Source organism: Bacteroides sp. CAG:633, assembly GCF_000435115.1.
GTDB lineage: Bacteria > Bacteroidota > Bacteroidia > Bacteroidales > Bacteroidaceae > Bacteroides > Bacteroides ndongoniae.
On the sequence record NZ_FR883147.1, the window covers coordinates 14158 to 33630 of the forward strand.

General features: G+C 47.9%; 11 protein-coding genes and 1 pseudogene. 5 read left to right on the forward strand and 7 right to left on the reverse strand.

Annotated elements, in window-relative coordinates; translation table 11 throughout:
- From QVP67_RS13980 to QVP67_RS13990, 3 genes and pseudogenes are all read right to left on the reverse strand, one after another.
- A pseudogene (locus QVP67_RS13980) lies at positions 1–296 on the reverse strand (hypothetical protein); the annotation flags it as partial.
- 116 nt (positions 297–412) lie between these two features.
- A complete protein-coding gene (locus tag QVP67_RS13985; RefSeq protein WP_288180242.1) occupies positions 413–1084 on the reverse strand; it encodes a hypothetical protein in 672 nt (223 codons plus the stop codon).
- 68 nt (positions 1085–1152) lie between these two features.
- The gene (locus QVP67_RS13990) at positions 1153–1980 is read right to left on the reverse strand and encodes a SecDF P1 head subdomain-containing protein (protein ID WP_022164178.1); all 828 of its coding nucleotides are present in this window, start codon (positions 1978–1980) and stop codon (positions 1153–1155) included.
- 340 nt (positions 1981–2320) lie between these two features.
- Between QVP67_RS13990 and QVP67_RS13995 the strand changes: the two genes are divergently transcribed.
- Together QVP67_RS13995 and QVP67_RS14000 are read left to right on the forward strand one after the other, a co-directional pair.
- A complete protein-coding gene (locus tag QVP67_RS13995) occupies positions 2321–4732 on the forward strand; it encodes a glycoside hydrolase family 127 protein (RefSeq protein ID WP_022164179.1) in 2412 nt (803 codons plus the stop codon).
- 322 nt (positions 4733–5054) lie between these two features.
- Positions 5055–5480, forward strand: coding sequence for a hypothetical protein (locus QVP67_RS14000; RefSeq protein ID WP_288180243.1), 426 nt, complete (start codon positions 5055–5057; stop codon positions 5478–5480).
- A gap of 39 nt (positions 5481–5519) precedes the next feature.
- On the opposite strand, the gene QVP67_RS14005 is transcribed toward QVP67_RS14000, so the two are convergent.
- The 3 genes from QVP67_RS14005 to QVP67_RS14015 all read right to left on the reverse strand — a co-directional run bounded on the left by QVP67_RS14005 (position 5520) and on the right by QVP67_RS14015 (position 9214).
- Complete coding sequence (locus QVP67_RS14005) at positions 5520–7022, reverse strand: glutamine synthetase family protein (RefSeq protein ID WP_022164181.1); 1503 nt, start codon at positions 7020–7022, stop codon at positions 5520–5522.
- Between the two features lie 394 nt (positions 7023–7416).
- Positions 7417–8067: a carbohydrate-binding family 9-like protein gene (locus QVP67_RS14010; protein ID WP_022164182.1), complete on the reverse strand. Its 651-nt coding sequence runs from the start codon at positions 8065–8067 to the stop codon at positions 7417–7419.
- A 64-nt stretch (positions 8068–8131) separates the two neighbouring features.
- Positions 8132–9214, reverse strand: a complete 1083-nt coding sequence (locus tag QVP67_RS14015) for a phosphotransferase enzyme family protein (RefSeq protein WP_022164183.1) — start codon at positions 9212–9214, stop codon at positions 8132–8134.
- Between the two features lie 239 nt (positions 9215–9453).
- On the opposite strand from QVP67_RS14015, the gene QVP67_RS14020 reads away from it, so the two are divergent.
- Positions 9454–13542, forward strand: coding sequence for a hybrid sensor histidine kinase/response regulator transcription factor (locus QVP67_RS14020; RefSeq protein WP_022164184.1), 4089 nt, complete (start codon positions 9454–9456; stop codon positions 13540–13542).
- 275 nt (positions 13543–13817) lie between these two features.
- Here the strand turns inward: QVP67_RS14020 and QVP67_RS14025 are convergent, their stop codons facing one another.
- Positions 13818–14804, reverse strand: a complete 987-nt coding sequence (locus tag QVP67_RS14025) for a metallophosphoesterase family protein (RefSeq protein ID WP_022164185.1) — start codon at positions 14802–14804, stop codon at positions 13818–13820.
- A 526-nt stretch (positions 14805–15330) separates the two neighbouring features.
- On the opposite strand from QVP67_RS14025, the gene QVP67_RS14030 reads away from it, so the two are divergent.
- Together QVP67_RS14030 and QVP67_RS14035 are read left to right on the forward strand one after the other, a co-directional pair.
- On the forward strand, positions 15331–16872 hold the full coding sequence (locus QVP67_RS14030) for a sulfatase family protein (RefSeq protein ID WP_022164186.1): 1542 nt from the start codon (positions 15331–15333) through the stop codon (positions 16870–16872).
- A gap of 46 nt (positions 16873–16918) precedes the next feature.
- Positions 16919–19390, forward strand: coding sequence for a polysaccharide lyase family 8 super-sandwich domain-containing protein (locus QVP67_RS14035; RefSeq protein ID WP_022164187.1), 2472 nt, complete (start codon positions 16919–16921; stop codon positions 19388–19390).
- Positions 19391–19473 lie beyond the last annotated feature (83 nt).

Consider the following 19473-nt stretch of genomic DNA (forward strand, 5'->3'; position numbering starts at 1 on the left):
ACGTGTGCTTCGCCCCAATCCTGCGGATAGAGAACGAACGCATTGGAATGTTTCATGTCGATTTTCAGGACAGCGTCATTGTCGCACTGCGCAGTATAGTTACCATCGCCACCCAGAATGGTGACGGAGCCTGCGCTCCCGTCTTCTTCAGAGCGGGGGAAACAGACATCTACGGTGTTGTCCGTATCGGTAGAGAGGTCGAAGCGGAGCGGATTACTCTCTTCATCGCTGCATCCTGTCAAAGCGACGATGCAAAAGAATGCAAAAAGCATTCTCAATAAATAGGTTGTTTTCATAATCTTTTGCTTTTAGGTTTGTAATATGCTATGCAAAAATATAAAATTCGCTCCGTTCGTCCAACAACGCACTAAAAATCTCAACCTATGTTGAGAGTTTGTAGCACCCCGTTCGGCTACAACGAGATATGAGACGACTTCAGTCTGGCTATTTTCTTGTCATCCATGTTTGCATGAATACGTTCGAGTAACGCTTCTCTGTCTTCAAACTGACGGTATAAGTCGGCTTTCCACTCTTCCTTGGACTTTAAGAACAGTGCGGAGAAACGGGCCGAGTCCCAATGCCTGATTTCCTTTTCTATTTCCTGCTTTACTTCTGCAAGGAAACGGGCGTCATTCAAATAAGAGGCCAACGCCAGTTTGAATGCAAAAATGCGATGCCAGTTCGTGGGATTGTGTTGGGTTGCAAACGCTAAAGAAGCTTTCCGAATGCATTCACACAGGTCGCCCGACAGAATATTGTCTTTCAAGAGCATGCCAAACTGTTCTTTGGCACACTCGGCGGCTGTTGGGAACAGATATTCGTGCAATGAAGTCTTGATGAAGAACTGCATACCTTTCTTGTCATAAAGCTCCCATGAAAAAACAGGTACCTTCATTCTGCTTTTTTCCTGTTCCCACAGCGGAAGGCATTCCAAAACAACCCGATAGGCATCAGACATGACCTTCTCAAGCCTGAGCCCTATCAGTACGAAATCGGCCTTCATGTACAAAGTAGAGGCTGTGTGCGGCGACAAGATTGGGAACACCCCTTGCCAGTCATTAAGTATCTGTTTCATTTCCATCATATATTTTTGACTATAAACATATCCGAAGATTAATCGAGATTCAGAACAGGTATAGACCACTTCTCTGTTTACTTCTTTTTTGGCATCACGGCATACACACCTCCCTGCTCTACAATCTCCCAGTCGCCTGACTCCAGCATCCGATTCCATTGGGTCAGCGTTTCCATAATGAAGTCGTACAATCCCTGACTAATGTATAGGTCCTCGGCCGAGCAGAAGGTAGGCTCCAGCCGGCCGTCGGCCACGCATAGACGCTTTTGTGCCCGCTCCAGTGCGGCCAAGTAGACCGTCTGGTTGAAAGCGTAATTCTCGTTGAAGCCGTCGCCACTCCAAGCATCAATAGCCTTCAACGACATCGAGCCGCGGGTGCCCAGAAAAGTCGTATCCGTTATGCTGGCCTTATATTGCCTTGCCTCGTCCCATAATTTTTGGCTGTGCACGCGGCGCAGACTGTCCTCACGGTGCATGTCTGTTTCATTGGGGCCTTTTGCCTCCATCATCAGTCGGTAAACAGTGGGCAATTCCCGATCGTTTCGGCTGCTTATCTGAAAGTGACCGCTTTCGATACGTGCGTTGACACGCGGCGCGGTCAGCACACTGTCCTGCCAGACAAAAGCAATGCGGCGTCCAATGGCCTTTGCAGTCTCGTCCGTCCAGTGTTTCCGCTTGTCTTCGCGTACCTTGCCTGTTATTACGTGCTTGCCGTAAGCATCGGTATCCAGTTCGAGTGCGGCAATGTCTTCCAAGGTGATGAAAGGGGCGGCATCAAGGCTGTCCGCACGTCCTTCACGGACATGGTACCAGCCGTCCGGGCGCTGAGTTTGCTGGCCTTGTACAGAAAGGGCGGGCAGTAAAGTCAAAAGGCACACACCCGCTAATTGTTTGGCTTTATTCATAGTATGACAAATAATGTTTTTTGATGTGGCAAATATAGACCTTTTCATTCATATTTTCAACAGCCACCGCCGGATGCGGCTCATGTGCGTACTTCCGACGGATAGTCAAAAGTACAAAAAAGCATGTTTTTTCCACAGTTAAAGAAAAATTTTTCTCTAACTGGAGAATATTTTTTTCCTAACTAAGAAAAAAACACACCCTATCTATAAAATTACCCTAGCAAGAACAAAGATTAACACACTAATAACTACTTTTGTGACGATAATAGAAATGAGTATAAGAAAAAATCATTTCAGCAATCTCAAATTATATTTACTCAATACTAAAAACACATATTCCATGAAGAAAATCCTTATTTCAGCACTGCTGTTGGCAACCTTGCTTCCCAGTGCAAAAGCACAAGGGAACAAGACGGAAGCCCACGGCTACCCGATTGATCCCGTCCCCTTCACTTCAGTCAAAGTGACGGATTCCTTTTGGGGACAACGCCTGAAAGCAAGCCGTGAAGTAACCATCCCACTGGCTTTCAGCAAATGCGAAGAAACCGGCCGCTACAAGAACTTCGAAATGGCTGCCCATCCCAGCGAGAACAATAAAGTGACTGGCTTCTCTTTTGACGATACCGACGTATACAAAACCATTGAAGGAGCCAGCTATTTGCTGCAGACCTATCCGGACAAGAAACTGAAAAAGTACATCGACAGCGTATTGGTGATAGTGGCTGCTGCACAGGAACCCGACGGCTACCTGTACACCGCCCGCACCATGAACCCCAAACATCCTCACGAATGGGCAGGCAGCAAACGCTGGGAAAAGGTGGAGGAGCTGAGCCACGAGTTCTACAACCTGGGACACATGGTCGAAGGTGCCATCGCTCACTACCAGGCCACCGGACAACGCAACTTCCTGGATATCGCTATCCGCTATGCCGACTGCGTTTGCCGCGAAATCGGCCCCAACCCCGGCCAACAGGTGAAAGTGCCCGGACATCAGATAGCCGAGATGGCATTGGCCAAACTGTACCTGGTAACCGGTGATAAGAAGTATCTTGATCAGGCTAAATTCTTCCTTGATGAACGTGGACGCACTCCATATCGCAACGAATATAACCAAACTCACAAACCCGTTACCGAACAGGACGAAGCTGTAGGCCACGCCGTACGTGCTGCCTACATGTACTCGGGCATGGCCGACGTAGCTGCCCTGACCGGCGACAGTGCCTACATCCATGCTATCGACCGCATCTGGGACAACATCGTCAGCAAGAAACTCTACATCACCGGAGGTATCGGCGCCACCAGCCAGGGCGAAGCTTTCGGCAAGAACTACGAACTGCCCAACATGTCAGCCTACTGCGAAACGTGTGCTGCCATCGGCAATGTATACATGAACTATCGCCTGTTCCTGCTGCACGGTGAATCGAAATACTACGACGTACTGGAACGCAGTCTGTACAACGGTCTCATCTCGGGTGTATCACTGGACGGAGGCGGCTTCTTCTATCCTAATCCGTTGGAGTCCATGGGCCAGCACCAGCGTCAACCGTGGTTCGGCTGTGCCTGCTGTCCGTCCAATATTTGCCGCTTCATCCCCTCACTGCCCGGTTACATCTATGCAGTGAAAGAGAAAAGCGTCTATGTAAACCTGTTTGTTGACAACAATGCCACACTGAAGGTAGACGGCAAGAAAGTAACACTTCGCCAGTCGACCCAATATCCTTGGAATGGTGACATCACCGTACACGTAGACCGTAATTCGGCCGGACAGTTCGCCCTGAAAATCCGTATACCGGGCTGGGTACGCAACGAAGTTACTCCGAGCGACCTTTATATGTTCACTGACGGTAAACAACTGCAATACGCCATCCGCGTCAACGGCGAGGAAGTGAAATCAGAACTGCAGAACGGCTACTTCGTCATCGACCGCAAATGGAAGAAAGGCGACAAAGTGGACATCCACTTCGACATGGAGCCCCGTACCGTACAAGCCAACCCGAAAGTGGAAGCCGACCGCGGACGCATTGCCATCGAACGCGGACCGCTGGTATATTGTGCCGAATGGCCTGACAACGAGTTTGACATCTTCAGTGTACTGCTGCCCCGTCATCCCGAATTTACTGTAGTTGAGACGCCTAACCTGCTTTACGGTATCAACCAGTTGAAAACCGATGCCCAAATTCTGAAATATAACGAAGAAGGCTATCTGAACGTGGAAAGAACACGCCTCACCTTGATCCCCTACTACGCATGGGCTCATCGCGGACCGGGCTCCATGGCCGTATGGTTGCCACAAGAACTGAACGCCACACGTCCCAGCCAGCCGGCAACGCTTGCTTCGAAGAGTAAAGTGGATGCTTCGTATAAAAGCAGTGCCCTGTCATCCATTCACGACAGACTTGTACCGAAAGACGAATTTGACCGCTCCATCCCCTACTACCACTGGTGGCCTAAACAAGCAAGTACGGAATGGATTTCGTATGAATTTCCTGAAAAGGCCACAGTCAGCACATCGACCGTTTACTGGTTTGACGATGAACCTTGGGGCGGCTGCCGCACTCCCAAAAGCTGGAAGTTGTACTACCGCAACGACCAAGGTGAATGGGAAAGTGTGAAAGGAGCCAACCGATACGGCACTGACAAAGGTGTAGGCAACAAGGTGATGTTCGACCCCGTAGAAACTACTGCCGTCAAACTTGAGATTGTATTGCCCGAAAAAAATTCGGCCGGTATCTTCGAATGGGAAGTAGAATAAGCACTGCCGCACATGTTGGAGGAGCATAAAGCAGGCCCATTGAGAAGGGCTCTTGCCCGCCATTTGCAGGACACTTGTACGGCTCGCGAGAAACACTTGTACGGCTCACGAGAGACACTTGCACGGCTCACGAGCCACACTTGTGTTGCTCACGACAGCTATAAGTACATTGAAAATCAGATCATTCACTTACATCATTTACCTTTAATACCTGATGTCCATGAAACCACATCATTTACCACACCCCACGCTGCCGAACAGATGCCTTCTGTTCCCGACTTTTGTGATCCTCAGCTTACAGGCATCGGCACAAAACGTCGAAATGGAACGATACAGCCTGGGCATGTTCTCGATTCTGCTGCCCGAAAACTGTCAGGAGATAGAAAGTGAAGAAGCCAGACAATACGGATGCATAGGATGGGTGACTCCCGACAAGGACTTTATCTGCACGGTCTGCTTCTTCAACTTCGACGAAGGCTTCGACCCCGAAAAACGCTTCAGGGAAGAAGCCGAAGGGGTCAATGTCGATCTGGACAACAGCGAACGGTTTCTGATTACAACCGGTACGGAACAAGTACTACGATGTGCACTGACCCAACGCGCGGCCAACAATTACCTGGCCATCGGCCTCTATCCCGACTTCAAAAAGAAAAAAGGCGTCTTTCTGTGCATGGCAAGCATCGGCCCGAAAGAGCCGACCCTCCTGGCCAACGTACTGGCCTCCTTCAGACTCATGCCTGAGGACTGAAGGAGAGCACAGGAATGATGCACAAGCTGCAGGGAGGTGCTATCCGCAATGGAAATACTGTTTCACCAGCGCCAGCATCTCGTCACGTTTCCCCTCCAGATCGGCACGCAGCGTGCGGTCGTCATAACTGCGCAGCTTGCTGATGATGCCGTCGATCATGGCCGGGCTGAATACACTGTGTTGCTCGAACACCGCACGCTGACGCTCCAGACAGTCGGCCGAAGCCGCACAGCTGTCGGGCAACTGAGCCAGGGTCTTCAAACGGCCGGCATTTTCCTGCTGATGGATGTTGACATTCACGTAAGTCTTCTCGGCCACATCGAGCGCATCGGACATCTCGAACCCATGGCGGCAGGCAACAGCCAGTCCGGCAAGCAACTGATAGAGGTCGGCCGAACCGTCGGGCGAACGCATCTCTACAGTTTGCTTCTGTGTGGTATCGAAATGGCTCTGTCCTTCCAGCGGATTGGCCAATGCACACATGTCGGTCTTGGCAGTCCACCCCAACGGAACACGCACCAATACCGAACGGTTCCGGTCGCCCCAACAAACATTGGTCGGCGCTTCCTGATGGGGCACCAGGCGGAAATAGGAAGTAGGATTGGTATTGCCAAAAGCCGTAATAGAGGGAGCCAGCTCCATCATACCTGCAATGGCCTTGCGGGCAGCAGCAGACAACACACCGTCGTGCAGCATCTGGTTCTGGCCATCTTTCATCATGCGCATGTGAATATGTAGACCCGAACCGGCTTTGCCGACAGTAATTTTCGGTGCAAAAGTCACATTGTAACCCAACTTATAACCCAGATTACGGATAACCCACTTGGCAATCATCAACTGGTCGGCAGCCTGCTCGGCAGGAACGGGTAGAAATTCAATTTCGTTCTGCTCGTAGACACAACCGTCGAGCGTAAAATTACCTACCTCCGAATGACCGTATTTAATCTGTCCGCCGGTTTGAGCTATATAAGCCATGCACTGTGTACGGAATTCATTGAACTTAGCATACGGACCTGACTCGTGATAGCCACGCTGGTCGGTAGCCTCGTACATGCCCGTATCAGGAGCTACCACATAATACTCCAGCTCGCCCATCGCTTGAAATTCCATTCCTGTAACATCGGTAAAGGCACGGCAAGCCTTACGAAGCGTATATTCGGGTGCACTCTCCAACGGTTCGCCATCCTTATTAAAGAATGAACAAAGCATGGAAAGGGTGGGAATTTCGGCAAACGGATCGACAAAAGCCGTACAGAAACGCGGAATGACATACAAATCACTACTACCTGCCTCAATAAAAGAGAACAGGCTAGATCCGTCGACTCTCTCACCACAGGTCAAAATAGCCTCCAGATAGGCTTCGTTGGTAATGACAAAATTCAGGGTTTTCAGCCGTCCGTCACCCGCCGGGTACATGAAATTGACCATTCTGATACCGTTTTGGCGGATAAAGCCGATAATGTCTGCTTTGGTGAATTCAGAAGCTGGTTTCTGAAGTGACGCTACCACCAGATTAGCGTTCATTGACAATTCTTGATTCATAAGTTGGTTGTTTTTCGTTGTTAGTAAGGTAAGAGCCAAAGATAGGCATACAACGCTGAACTTCCAAATACCCTGCTGATAAAAAACGGTAAAAAGAAGAAAGAAAAAACGCAGATTACTGCCAATGTGCATCAGCTATTTATGCCTCTGCACTAAAACGGCAATAATCTGCGTTTCAAAGTAAACTGATATTTCCTATTCAGAGCACCAGATTCATAGGAAATACTTTCGCAAGCTCAAGTTATAGTTGACAAGTGACAAGTTGACGAGTTGACAAGGCGTTTGTATCAGCCGCTTCAAGCAACACTTTATCAAGCAGGCTTTCTCAGCCTTGTAGACTTGTTGACTGAAGCCTTGTCAACCAGCAAGTTGAGCACCAGCGAAACTTAAGAACTTATTCAAACTTCAACGAACCGAAGAACTGCGGACAATGAAAATTAGGAGAAGGCAGTTCTATCGGATTCCACGATAAGAAGTGAGGTGTCTGTAAACAGTCGCCACATTTATAGAAATTGGCTCGTATGCTCTTTCCTTCCAACGAACGAATGTCGTGCGCAAAGAAAGTAGTAAACGGAATGACCAGGGCCACTTCCCAGGCACACTCTCCTACTCGTTCTTCGAAGGAAGCACGTCCCAATGATGACCAACGTTGTACACGGTCAAGCACCTCCTGCGGAGCATGTACACGCCCTTCACGTCCACCTCCGGCGGCAACCAGCAAAGTTCCTGCACAGTTGCACTCTACATTATAATATACCCCATCGCCGGCAGGTATCGAAAAAAACTCTACACAGGCATCTTCCCATACAGGACCATTGTCATGTCCAGCTACAGCCCGCACACTAGCTTCGCTCACTTTGTAATGCAACAACAATGAATCGTCCGTATATGCTATACGGAACTGCACTGCTGGACAATAAGGATAAGCTGCCCAATTGACTGTGTCAATGGGCTGAAAAACTATCTTCTCTTTATCGAGTAAAGCCGGTACTGCTTCTACCGATAAACCAGCCGCACTTACTTTCTTTACATTCAATTCTTTCATAACAACAATGCTTTTGTTTTAAAGATTAAAGATAAGCACACTAACGAAGTTCTTCCCTACAGGATTACAACTGCGACTGGATGAAAGCTTTCATTTCGGGAGTATGCTCTTCTACACTCTGAAGCAATTTGAACTGAGCTTTGGTACGCACCAGATTGTGTTCGGGATATTGAATCTTGTAATATGTATCACCATTAATATAGTCAGCCAAAAAGCGAACGCATTGCATGTAAGGGAACAAAGCAGCTGCATAAGGCAGGTTCTCGATTTCAATAGGCAACAAAAACGATTTGGCCGATTCCAGATAACCTTTGGTAAAGGCCTTGAATATTTCCATATTAAAGTTTACGTTGTCCAGATTCTTATCGTCTTCCAGACCTGTATTGGCTGCCGAACGCAGGAAATCACCATAATCGGAGAAGATGAAGCTGGGCATCACGGTGTCGAGATCGATCACACAAAGTACATTACCATTCTCATCGAACATCATATTATTGACCTTCGTATCACAGTGGCAAACACGTTTAGGCAAACGACCTTCTCTATGCAAACGTTCAGCCTTGCACATCTCGTCGGCACGGCTTTCTATCTCATCCAAATAGTATTGAACTTCCTTCACCCGACCAACAGCATCGGCAGCCACAGCATCGTGCAACTGTTTCAAACGGAACTCCATGTTATGAAAATCGGGAATAGTCTCACCTAACGCATCAGGAATATCGGCCAACATTGCCTGGAAATTGCCGAAAGCAACACCTGCATAATAAGAATATTCCGGATTCACAGTCTCGTAAGTCGTTGCACGGGGAATAAAGGTCATTACCCGCCAATAGTTTTCACCGTCAAACCAATATGTCTTACCATTATCGGCCGACAAAAAGTGAAGTACTTTCCGATCAATATCCTTTTCCCCCTTTTCTTCCAACTTCTTTCGGATATGGCGGGTTACGGACTGGATATTCGACTGAAGCATCTCTACATTTTGAAAGATGACGTGATTAATACGTTGCAATACATAGTCGGGGGCATCTTGCTCAAGAGTAGTCACCTTATACGTGTCGTTAATCAATCCTGTACCCAGCGGTTTGATCTCTTGAATCGTACCCTTCGTGTTGAAGTGAGAAATAATAGAAAAAAGGTTGTTCATGGTAAATATATATTTATGAATTATACATTATAAACAGATTAAACAAAACGAATTCCACCTTCCGGCACAAACGATACAAAAATAGAGCTTTTCTCTGATACCGGAGGACCTTTATTGTCCGATGAACATCCAAAAATATACATTTTGACTGATACAATAACGAAAAAGCCATAAATATTTGAAGATTCTTACATAGAAAATCATATATTTGCCCAGTGAACCTTAAAAACAGACCGAACGTGCGAAAATTATTTTTCCAACTGCTGCTTATATTTCTCTATATACCTATAGTCGGCTTACAAGGGCAAAACGTATCCTTCAAGCATTTGACTACAGACGACGGACTCTCACAGTTTTCTGTCAACAGTCTTTATATCGATGAAAACGGTATCCTATGGATCGGTACACGTGAAGGATTAAACCGATACAACGGTGAAGACATACAAACGTATAAACTGGAAAAAAACAATCCGAACAGTCTTTTCTGCAATAACATTTCCTATATAGTAGGTAATCAGAACGGAAAAATCTACCTGCTCTGCACAGAAGGAGTGGCCGAATTCAATCTTATTACCCAAAAATTCAAGACACTGCTTCAAGGTAGAATCAACAGTATCTATTATAATGACGGATTATTCATTGCCCAAAAGAATGAAATATACCGTTTCAACGAAAAGACCAGTAACTTCGACCTTTATTATCAACTGGCCAGCAATACAGATATATTCTGCATGCACAAAGACCAACAATCGTTTTGGATGGGAACAGTCAATGCAGGCGTCTTCCGATTAAATCTGAAGGACAAAGAGTTATCACACCCCATTCAACAAGGCAACATCACCAGCATCTATCAAGACAGTGAAAAGCATTTGTGGATAGGAAGTTGGGAACATGGTCTGTTTCATGTAAACGACAAAGGAGAAATAGAAAACCTGACGCATAACGCACAAAATCCACACAGTCTGTCTTCAAACTTTGTGCGCACCTGTTGTGAAGATAATCTGGGTAATATCTGGATAGGGACCTTCAACGGACTGAACCGATACAATAAGAGTACACGGCTTTTCCAGAACCACACAGCCAGAATAGACCAGAAAGCCGCTTTGACCCACTCTTCCATCTGGTGTATTGTAAAAGACCAACAGGGTACCTTGTGGATGGGAACTTATTTTGGAGGTGTCAACTACTTTAATCCTGAATACGAAATCTACACCCGTTATACTTATTCTCCCACAGAAAAGAAAGGGTTAAGCCACCCGATAGTAGGCCGTACCATCGAAGACAAAGACGGTAACCTGTGGATAGGTACAGAAGGAGGAGGCCTCAACTTCTACAACCGACAAACAAACGAATTCAAATGGTTCTTACCGGGAAAGGCTCCTTATGGACTCTCCAACAACAACATCAAAGCTTTATATTACGACGATGCACGGAAAGCTTTGTGGATTGGAGTACATGTAGGAGGTTTGAACAAATTGGACCTGAGAACAGGTCACATTACTCACTACAGGATGCAACAAGGCAATCCCGAAACTCTTCCGTCAGACCTGGTCCGCGATATCGAGCCTTATAAAGACCAACTGATCATTGCCACAGAAAACGGTATCTGCCTCTTCAATCCGCAAAATGGAAAATGTGAGCAACTGTTTAAAGACAGCAAAGAAGGAAAATCCATCAAGATTGTTGCAGACATCATGATAGATAAAGCAGGCAATCTGTGGATTGCCACTACCGGCGAAGGAGTATTCCGATATAAATTTGATACCCAAACATTAACCCATTATCGGCACACCCCCAATACACCGCATGGCATCAGCAACAACAACGTAAACGACATCACACAAGATAGTAAAGGAAACCTGTGGTTCGCGACATCGGGTAGCGGGCTCGACCTGTACCATCCGGACAAAGACCAATTCGAAAACTTTGACCGAGCACAAAACGGACTTGCCAACGACTGTATCTATAAGGTAAAAGAATCGCCGGTAAGTGGCAACTTGCTGTTACTTATCAATCACGGCTTCTCTATTTTCGACCAACGAAACAAAACATTCCGTAATTACAGTACAGAAAACGGATTTCCTCTGACAGCTGTCAATGAAAATGCACTCTGCGTAACACGCGACGGAGAAATCTTCCTGGGAGGTACACAAGGAATGATTTCTTTCCACGAAATGGAACTTAACTTTACTCCGAAGCCTTATAAGATAAACCTTTCACGCCTGATTGTCAACGGAAAAGAAGTACAGGTAGGCGACGAAACCGGTATCTTGGAACAAGCTCTATCCCATACTCAAGAAATCACGCTGCATGCCAACCAGAATATGTTCAGTATCGAGTTTGCTACGTCCAACTATGTAGCAGCCAACAAGGACAACATCATCTACCGCCTGGAAGGCTTCTCCAAAGAATGGAACAGTACTCGTGGGTTGCACAACATCACTTATACCAATCTGAATGCCGGGACTTATCATCTGCAGATCAGGCCCGAACACATGAATAACAATATTTGCCCGGAAGTACAGCTCACCATCCACATACTTCCACCATTCTACAAGACCCCTTTGGCTTACCTGCTTTATGCAGTTATCATCGGAGCCTTGCTATGGTATCTGATACGTGCTTACAAAACACGAATCAAACTGAGCGAATCACTGAAATACGAACAGAAACACATTCAGGACGTAGAAGCCTTGAACCAGTACAAACTGCGCTTCTTTACCAATATATCGCACGAATTCCGTACTCCGCTTACGCTGATTGTAGCCCAGGTAGAAACATTGCTGCAAGTGCAGCACTTTACTCCGAATATCTACAATAAGATATTGAGTATCTACAAAAACAGCCTGCAATTGCGCGAGCTGATTACCGAATTGCTCGACTTCCGCAAGCAGGAACAAGGCCACATGAAGATAAAGGCTGCCCCGCACAATATCGTCAAGTTCCTGTACGAAAACTACCTGTTGTTCCTGGAATATGCCAGCACCAAACAAATCAACTTCAACTTCGACAAAGAAACCGACAGTCTTGAAGTGTGGTACGACCAGAAACAGATGCAAAAGGTTGTCAACAATCTGCTGTCCAATGCCATCAAGCATACCAAAGCCGAAGATACCATCACACTGGGCATTCGGACGGAAGGCAGCAATGCTGTCATTCGTGTCAGCGATACCGGCAGCGGAATCGACGCTAAAGAAATAGACAAGATCTTCGACCGCTTCTATCAGATTGATCCGGTCGATTCGAAAGATGCCAACAAAGAAGGTACCGGTATTGGCCTGGCACTGACCAAAGGTATCGTAGAACTGCATCACGGCTCTATCCGCGTAGAAAGCGAATTGGGCAAAGGCACCAGCTTCATCGTGACCTTACCTTTAGGTAACGCTCACTTTGCCCAAGAAGAACTGAGCAAACAGACAGAGGAAGAACCTCAAGAAGAAATCATCCGTCCCGAAACTCCAATTGCCTTGCCCCAGGAAGAACTGGAAGAAGCAGCTCCCCTGAAACAACTCTCTGATGCCAAAATACTGATCGTAGAGGATAATGAGTCCATCAGGGAAATGCTTGCCAATATCTTCAAGCCTTTCTATGAGGTAATAACGGCAGCCGATGGAGAAGAAGGCCTGGAACTGGTACGCAAGGAAATGCCTAACATTGTTGTCAGCGATGTGGTTATGCCACGTATGTCGGGTACTGATCTGTGCAAACAGATTAAAGCCGACTTCAACACGTGCCACATACCGGTAGTGCTGCTGACCGCACGTACTACTATCGAACAGAACATCGAAGGACTGCGTATCGGAGCCGACGATTACATCACCAAACCGTTCAATACCAGTCTGCTTATCTCCCGATGCAACAATCTGGTCAATTCACGGGTTCTGTTGCAGGAAAAATTCAGCAAGCAACCACAGGCTGCTGTGCAAATGCTTGCCACCAATCCGATCGACAAAGATTTGTTGGACCGAGCAATGGAAATTATCGAAAAGCATATAGACGATACCGAATTCAACGTAACCGTCTTTGCACGCGAAATGGCTATGGCACGCACCAATCTGTTTGCCAAACTGAAAGCCATTACCGGACAAACGCCTAACGAATTTGTCCTCACCATCCGTCTGAAGAAAGGTGCTCTAATGCTTCGTAACAACCCGGAACTGAACATCACGGAAATATCCGACCGCATCGGATTCAGCTCTTCGCGCTATTTCTCGAAATGCTTCAAAGACGTTTACCACGTCAGCCCACTTGCCTACCGGAAAGGAGAAAATGGAGAAAACAGTGACAGTAAGGGGAACGAAGATAAAGATAACGAAGAAACCAGTTGACAAGGCTTCAGTCAACAAACTTACAAGGCCGAAACGGCCTGCCTGACAAAGTTCCGCTTGAAACGACTTGCCGCAAACGCCTTGTCAACTCGTCTACTGATTGTTCGTTAACAGTAACTTGAGCTTACGAATTGAAAATCGACGAAGTCAAAGTTGAATCATCAATCATTTTTCATCATCCTTTTACCACCAACAAGATCCCTCTTTGTCCTCTATAAAGTCCCTCTTTAGCACTGCAAAGAGGGACTTTAGACTTCTAAAGAGGCTCTTTACGATTACTTCTTCACGAAACTGTCGGGATAAGTCGAACGGTTCACCTGCTGACCGCCAGCCAAATCAATCCACGTATCAAACGTACGCTGGCCTTCCTTCAGCACGATGACGCGCGCGCCATTGGGCAAGTGGTTGTAAACAGTATTTCCACCCGTATATCGTCCGTAAGCCAACAGAATACCATGCCACATCACGGCGTAGTCGTTATCATGGTCATGGCCTACGAAGACACCCATCACATCGCCCGCTTCCTTCATAGCGGTGAACATACCCGTATTCAAGGCAGGCGCACAGGCTTTCTCCATACGCGTACCTATCAGGATGGCTTCTTCGCTAGATGCTGCCTGGTTGTATTCGGGCAGCGGAATGTGAAAGAAAGACAGGGCAGGCAAAGGTTGGCCTCCATTGTTTTTTGTAAACAAAGCGCTCTGCCGACGAAAATTAGCCACCTGTTCGAATGTTAGCCAATCGTACCCTTTCACTCCCTCCAGTTTTGAATAAGAATGAGAATCAAAAAAATAAAGTATAGCAGCATCACGCTTACCATCGGATGCTTGTACAGTCAGAGTATAATCGGGCGAATCGCAATCACCTCGTTCGGGCTGCAAACAACCCGGCACTGTACGAATGGTATCATACAACTGCGCACGAGTCATTCCCTGTTCGTCATCGTGATTACCAAAGGTTACGACAAACGGTATGTCCCGTTTCGCCATGCGTTCCAATACCATCCGCATCCCATCATTGGCTGGTTGTGCATAAATCACGTCGCCTGTCAATACGACCAAATCCGGACGCTCATTTTTGAGTACTTCATCAATACGTTCTAACGCTATGTCTGAAGCTGGATTACCATATTTGAAATGCACATCGGTAAACTGTACAATTTTAAACTCACCGTTTTTATTAAACTTCAAAGTAGCGTTCTGGGCATGAAGTATTATATGATTCACACCCAACAAAAAGAAAAAGAACAAAAAACGTTTCATAGAGAACTAAAATTAAGTTATGAATAATGGTAAACATCCAATTTTAGGATACCTAAAAAAGAGTCCACAAATTTAACGATTATTATTTGCATATTGTCATGGGAAGATTTTTTAATCCGTCTTTTCTCAACAAAAACATTACACTTGACAGCTTGGCTCCTCAAAATACCAACTTTTTCTACGCGCGCGTGTAGGTGAGGTTTAACACTATTGTGAATGAAAGTTAAGCTTCACCTGCACGCGCGTGAGGAAATGTTATAATATTGGGGTACCAAGCTGTCAAGCTCAGGAAAAAACAAAGGGAGAGGCAGAACAAAAGTATCCCTTGAAACAGCTTGCCGCAAATGTTTCGTCAGCTCATTACTTTCCCACGCCCCGATTGGTCTATAGACAGAAGAGAAGCAAAAGTTATTGTCCGAAAATGTACTATTTGTGACCTTCTGCTGTACGCTCTTGTACACCTTTGCCGGAAATTAGTCGCTATCTTTGCCCAAGAACCCATAATTCAAATTTAAGTCCTAAGACCATGAAACATTTATCTTACCTGTTAACCTTATTACCCGGAGCTGCCCTACTGACCGGATGCGGCAACGCTGCCAAAAAACAAGCAGACGGACAACCGTCACAAAAGCCCAACGTAATTTACCTAATTACTGACGATTTGGGCATCGGAGACCTGAGTTGTTACGGAGCCACCCGCGTCAATACACCTAATATCGACCGGCTGGCAGGACAAGGCATGCAGTTTACCAACGCCTATGCCACCTCTTCTACAAGTACTCCTTCACGTTTCGGACTGCTGACAGGTATGTACCCCTGGCGTCAGGAAAACACAGGCATTGCACCCGGTAACTCGGAACTGATCATCGATACAGCCCGAATCACCATGGCCGACATGTTCAAGGCTGAAGGTTATGCTACCGGAGTAGTAGGAAAATGGCATTTAGGACTGGGTCCCAAAGGAGGTACCGACTTCAATACCCTGATAAAGCCCAATACACAGGACATCGGGTTCGACTACGAATTCATCATCCCTGCCACAGTCGACCGTGTACCTTGCGTGTTTGTCGAAAACGGACGTGTAGTCAATCTTGACCCCAACGACCCGATTACCGTCAGCTATGACCACAAAGTAGGTGACTGGCCTACCGGACTCGAAAATCCGGAACTTGTAAAGATGAAACCCAGCCAGGGACACAACAATACCATCGTCAACGGAATACCCCGCATCGGATGGATGACGGGAGGTAAATCGGCCCTTTGGGTGGACGAGAACATTGCCGACAATATCACCGAAAAAGCAAAGGACTTCATCATCAACCACAAAGACGAACCGTTCTTCCTCTATATGGGTACGCAAGACGTACATGTGCCCCGTGTAGCCCATCCGCGTTTTGCCGGAAAGAGTGGTCTTGGTCCCCGCGGTGACGTTATTCTGCAACTGGACTGGACCGTGGGCGAAATCATGCACACACTGGACAGCCTGAATCTGGCCGACAATACCATCTTTGTATTCTGTAGCGACAACGGTCCCGTCATCGACGACGGCTATCAGGATCAGGCATTCGAGTTACTGAACGGCCACACCCCTATGAAGCACTACCGCGGAGGTAAATACAGCGCCTTCGAAGCCGGTACCCGCATTCCGTTCATCGTACGCTGGCCAGCCGTCATCAAGCCGGGCAAACAGCAGGCTCCGTTCTCGATGATCGATGTATACGCCTCGTTTGCCACTCTGCTGAACCATGACATTCCCGAAGGGGCAGCCCCCGACAGCCGCGACCAGCTGGGAACATTCCTCGGCAAGGACAACAACGGTTGCGAATACGTCGTACAGCAAAACTTAAACAACACCTTGTCTATCATTCAAGGCGACTGGAAATACATCGAACCCAGCGACAAACCGGCTACCGAACGCTGGACAAAAATGGAACTGGGTAACAGTCCTCAGCCGCAGCTGTACAATCTGTGTACCGACCCCTCGGAAAAGACAAATGTAGCCAACGAACATCCGCAAGAGGTAGAGCGATTGTCCAAGCTGCTGGAAACAGTCAAGAAAGGCATTTGAACAGATATGAACAATTCTAACCCGATAAAATAAACTTCAATAATCCATGAAAATCAGATTTATCCTGACAAGCATACTTTTCGCCACGGCTTCATCGGCTTTTGCCCAACAAGCCGAACGCGACTTCGCTTTCGAAAACTACCGTCGCTACTATCAGGAAGCGGCCGAGTACAATCAAGACAGCAACAAGCTGGAAGCGGTAAAAAAGATGAGGGACTACTTCCACAATCGCCCCTACCGCCTGCAACCCACTTCGAACCTGGAGCAAGTGCAGAATTTCCTGAAGCAGCTGGGCGAAGACGGTACCTTTGCCGACATGAACCCGACCGAAAGAGACTTCGAAAAGAACAATGCTTATCAGAAAGGATTCGAGAATACGACAGACGACGTTGTAGGTATCTTCATTGCTTCGGCCTACGAGCGTCTGTTTCAGATAGCAAGTGCCATCCGGCTGGGCAAGATTGCAGATGACGAAGCCCTGTCGGAGAAAATTCAGAAAGCCATCCTGCACTATGGCGAAATCGAAGTGCGTCGTCCCAACAACAAACCGCGTTTCCATGCTTCGTGCTTTGCCATTCCTACGGCTGCGGTCAACCTCTACTTTGCTCTGCTGGATAAGATGGACCAGGCAGAACGGGGAGAGGCAACACCCCTGCTGACCGAAGCCTGCGACATGCTGAAAGCTGTCGGCCTGGAAGCCTGGACCCAACCGCTCCGTAACGACGAGACGGATAAAAACGTGGTAAGCATCGAGCGCTTCCGTAACCACGTATGGTGGGTTGGCGGAAACGCATTGGGATACCGCTCCCTGCTGCCCGTAGCGGCGATGTACAGTTCTGTCCCCATGATCGACCTGCTGGCCGAGATTTGCCAGAAAGGCATCAGCATGACATCACAGACAACGTACAACGAATCGTTCTGGACCGAAGGCTTTACAGCCGACGGTGCCGGATGGGGGCACGGCATGCAGTGTCTGATATGGGGTTACCCCATCGACGGCACATTCAATGCCCTGAACATGCTGACCATGCTGAACGGTACGCCCTGGGCCAAGCAGTTGACCCGCACCAACGCCGAAGCACTGATGAACTTCTTCCGTGGCGGAAACTGGTACTATTACAAAGGATTCCGCTTGCCGGGACTGGACCGCAACTCTTACGTCTACAATCCTACGGAGAAACCCATTCCCTATAAGAAGTTGCTTGCCAACGTTGTAAGCAACTGGATCAGTTCCTTCACACCGGAGGAGCAGGCCGAACTGAAGCAACTGCAGAAGGAAGCCGGAGAAAACCGCATCAACATGCAAGGCTACGACAACGGCATGTACACGGGCGTACGCTGGTTCTACAACAACGACGACCTGATGAAGAAAACCCCCGACTACCATATTTGCATCAATATGGCATCCCGACGCACCGACGGACTGGAAAGTGCCGCTTTTGCCGACAATTACAACTTCTATCCCACCGACGGAGCTACCCTTTTCCAACGCGACGGTGACGAATACTTCCGCGTCATGGGTGGCTGGGACGTAACGGCAATGCCCGGTGTCACAGCCCGCGAAGGCATGGACAAGCTCGTCCCCGTGACCAACTGGCGAGGCTATTGCAGCAAGTACAACTTTGCAGCCGGCGCCACCGACTCGGGCGAGAACGGAGTAGCCGGATACATCTTCGAAAAGATGCATGGTGCAGACAAAGAGAACGTGAACGACAAGGGCGACAGAAACGTAGAGAACAGCCTCCTGTACGGATTCAAGGCCTATAAAGGTTATTTCATCCTGGGCGACTACTTCGTAGCACTGGGCGCCGGTGTCACCAACATGAATCCCGACGAAGAAGGACACATCCGTACCACCCTCGACCAGACCGCACTGACCGGTGAAGTGTTCATCACCCGAAACGGCAAGAAAGAAGTGCTGGGCAAAGGCGAGACCACGCTTGAAGGCAACAAGAAGAAAGCCATCTGGCTGACCCAACAGGGAAAATTCTCGTATTGCATCCTGCCGGAATATACCTCCAAAGCATTCGTCGCCTGCGAAACACGTCCAACCAACTGGCTGAAGCTGAACCCGTCGAACAAGAAAACGGCCAATCTGCCCGAACAGGTACAAATCCTCCGCATCTGGGCCGACCACGGACAACAACCGGTGAACGACACTTACGGTTATGCCGTCTATACCGGTCAGGGAGTCCCCGGCGAACGTCTGCCATTCGAGGTGCTGCAAAACGATACCCTCGTACAAGCCGTGCGTACCAACGACCGCAGTGTCACCCAAGCCGTATTCTATCCAGGTAACAAAGGTCTGAAAGCCAAAGGCATCAGCCTGCAGACATCCGTGCCCTGCGCCGTCATGATACAGCAAAAAGATGGCAAACAGACCATCTCGGTGACCGACGCTGCCATGGATGCCAACCTGAAGGAAATCACCGTCACCCTGAACGGTAAGGCACACCGCATCGCACTGCCCCAAGGCCTGCATTGCGGCAACACAGTGACCGTCGAAATAGCTGGTTAAGAGAGGCATTTATAACCCATTTCTGGGACACTTGCACGGCTCATCTGAAACACTTGTACGGCTCGCGAGCCGTGCAAGTGTTG

Bases quoted from the DNA above. Each gene is read 5' to 3' on its own strand.
- QVP67_RS14005 (WP_022164181.1), bottom strand. From the start codon at position 7,022: ATGAATCAAGAATTGTCAATGAACGCTAATCTGGTGGTAGCGTCACTT.
- QVP67_RS14035 (WP_022164187.1), top strand. From the start codon at position 16,919: ATGAAAATCAGATTTATCCTGACAAGCATACTTTTCGCCACGGCTTCA.
- QVP67_RS14015 (WP_022164183.1), bottom strand. From the start codon at position 9,214: ATGAACAACCTTTTTTCTATTATTTCTCACTTCAACACGAAGGGTACG.
- QVP67_RS14010 (WP_022164182.1), bottom strand. From the start codon at position 8,067: ATGAAAGAATTGAATGTAAAGAAAGTAAGTGCGGCTGGTTTATCGGTA.
- QVP67_RS14025 (WP_022164185.1), bottom strand. From the start codon at position 14,804: ATGAAACGTTTTTTGTTCTTTTTCTTTTTGTTGGGTGTGAATCATATA.
- QVP67_RS13995 (WP_022164179.1), top strand. From the start codon at position 2,321: ATGAAGAAAATCCTTATTTCAGCACTGCTGTTGGCAACCTTGCTTCCC.
- QVP67_RS14030 (WP_022164186.1), top strand. From the start codon at position 15,331: ATGAAACATTTATCTTACCTGTTAACCTTATTACCCGGAGCTGCCCTA.
- QVP67_RS13990 (WP_022164178.1), bottom strand. From the start codon at position 1,980: ATGAATAAAGCCAAACAATTAGCGGGTGTGTGCCTTTTGACTTTACTG.
- QVP67_RS14000 (WP_288180243.1), top strand. From the start codon at position 5,055: ATGGAACGATACAGCCTGGGCATGTTCTCGATTCTGCTGCCCGAAAAC.
- QVP67_RS13985 (WP_288180242.1), bottom strand. From the start codon at position 1,084: ATGATGGAAATGAAACAGATACTTAATGACTGGCAAGGGGTGTTCCCA.